The organism is Mycobacterium sp. TH-M82, from assembly GCF_057473605.1.
In genome coordinates, this window is record NZ_JBYCKY010000688.1 from 1 (window position 1) to 2,122 (window position 2,122).

At 65.6% G+C, this 2,122-nt stretch carries 2 protein-coding genes; both read right to left on the reverse strand.

Annotated features, from left to right (window positions below):
- The coding region (locus AC2VON_RS20285; RefSeq protein ID WP_486954526.1) for an aldehyde dehydrogenase family protein at nucleotides 1-754 on the reverse strand (754 nt) is incomplete at its 3' end.
- A 42-nt stretch (nucleotides 755-796) separates the two neighbouring features.
- Nucleotides 797-1,510, reverse strand: coding sequence for a serine hydrolase (locus tag AC2VON_RS20290; RefSeq protein ID WP_486954527.1), 714 nt, complete (start codon nucleotides 1,508-1,510; stop codon nucleotides 797-799).
- Nucleotides 1,511-2,122: the final 612 nt, after the last annotated feature.

The following is a 2,122-nucleotide window of genomic DNA, read 5'->3' on the forward strand; positions in this document are numbered from 1 at the left end:
AGAACCCGATCAGCCGGCGACCGCACTGCTCGGCCAGGGTTCGGCCGGTGGCGGTGGAGCCGGTGAACATCAAGTAGTCGCAGTTCTCCGCGATCGCCGTGCCGACCACCGAGCCCGGGCCGGGGACCACCGCGAACACCTCGCGGGGCAGCCCGGCCTGATACAGCAGTTCGGCGTTGGCCAGCGTGCAGTACGGCGTTTGGCTGTCCGGCTTGATCACTACGGCGTTGCCGGCCAGCAGCGCCGGGATGGAGTCCGAAATCGAGAGCGTCATCGGGTAATTCCACGGCGAGATAACCCCCACCACCCCCTTGGGGTGGTGGTTGACCACGGTCTTGACGATTCCGGGCAGCAGGCCCTGGACGCGCTTGCGGGCGAGCAGCTTGGCAGCCTGACGCGCGTAGTAGCGCGCGTTGAGCATGATGTCGACGATCTCTTCCTGTGCCGCCGAGCGGGCCTTGCCGGTCTCGGCCTGCGCGACGTCCATCAAAAATTCCCGATTGGCCACCACCAGGTCGCGGAACCGTTCGATGACAGCGCACCGCTCCTTGACCGGACGCTTGGCCCATTGCAACTGCGCCGCGCGGGCTTTCGCGAATGCCGTGGTGACGTCGTCGGCAGTGCCGATAGGAATGGTGGTCAATTCCCTGCCGGTGAAGACCTCGTCGATGGTTTTCAACTGCCGGGCGTCGATGTCGGTGATGGCGACCAGTTGGCGCAGCCGGGCGAAGTCGGTGGCAGGCGGAGCGGGCATGGTTCTCTCCTGTGCGCGGATAGCTGGTGACTGGTCGCTAACCTACCTCGTGCAACTGCCGCCCGGCAGGTCGGCGGTGTGGGTGGTCAGCCATTCCGTCATCCGGTTGAGCGCGTCGACGCCGGCTCCGAAAGTGCCCGCGACCGGTTCCGCGACAAGCGCCACCCCGAGTTTTCCTGCCGCCACGGACATGATGCCGAACTGGCGCACCAGGTAACCGCCGGACTGGCCGGGCCCCCACCCGCCCTTCACTGCGGCGTGGTTTGAGTTGTCGGCGGCCAGTCCCCAGCGCTGCCCTTCGGCCACGTGATGCATCAAGTCGACGACGAACCCGGCGCCGGCAAGGCAGGGCAGGTGTGCGGCGAACGCTGCCTGGCTCCGCAACGGCCACCGCGTCTGGCCGAACGGCGTGAAGCCCGGCCGTAGCCGTCGCGATTCGACGACGGTGGTCGCGTCACCGCCCTCCCTGAGGACGGCTTGGACCTGGTGTGCGGCTTGGCTCGGGGATCCGAGCTGGGACCAGAGTTGCTCGGCGGCGGCGTTGTCGGATTGGGTGATCGCCCTGGTTGCCAACTCCTGCGTGTCGGAAGGGTGGACCCGCAGCGCAGCGATCGTCAGCGGCACCTTGATCGTCGACCAGGCGACACCGTCCGACCATCCGCCGAAGGTGGTGACCGTGGTTGCCCCTACCGGCGCGATCGCGATACCGATGGTCGCCGGGATGGTGCCGGCCAATCCCGCGAAGCTCGCCTGCAGTGCGGGTGCCGCCGCCGCGTAGGTGTCCGCCGGCTCGCGGTCGAGCCGATCGGGGGGCCCCGTTATGCATTCAGTGCATCCAGCCACCAGCAACAGCCCGGCAGCAACTATCGCCGCAAGTGTTCCGCGGTCAGTGCGGATCTGGTAGTTCCCGAAGGCGAGCCGACCCGCGTCGTTGGACCCGCCGTCATCTGTTCCCGTTGTTACGGATGCAAGTATCTCCCGGGGGAACCGACAATCGCGGTAAATCGGGAAAGGCTTGGCCTAAACCGTAGTTCCCCCCGGTGGCCGGGTCTGAGTTTTGTTTTCTGTTGACGAGCAGGTGTTTTGTCTCGGTTGCGGGATGGGTATGTAGACATGTACGTAATAAGCTGGGTCGGCGTACCTTGATGAGTTAGCGCAGTATCTAACCGATGATGTGCTGTCAAGTAGACATGTACGTGGCGCGGGTGCCGAACCGCGGGAATCTATCCTCATAAGCCTGGCATGGGCGCTGCGACCTGGCACTCACCGGGCGTAAGACTCGACTTGTGCGTGATGACCGTGCGAGCGAGCGACCCGACCATCAGCGGTGACGAGCGGAAGCCCGAGGGTCTCGCTTAACGCGACGAA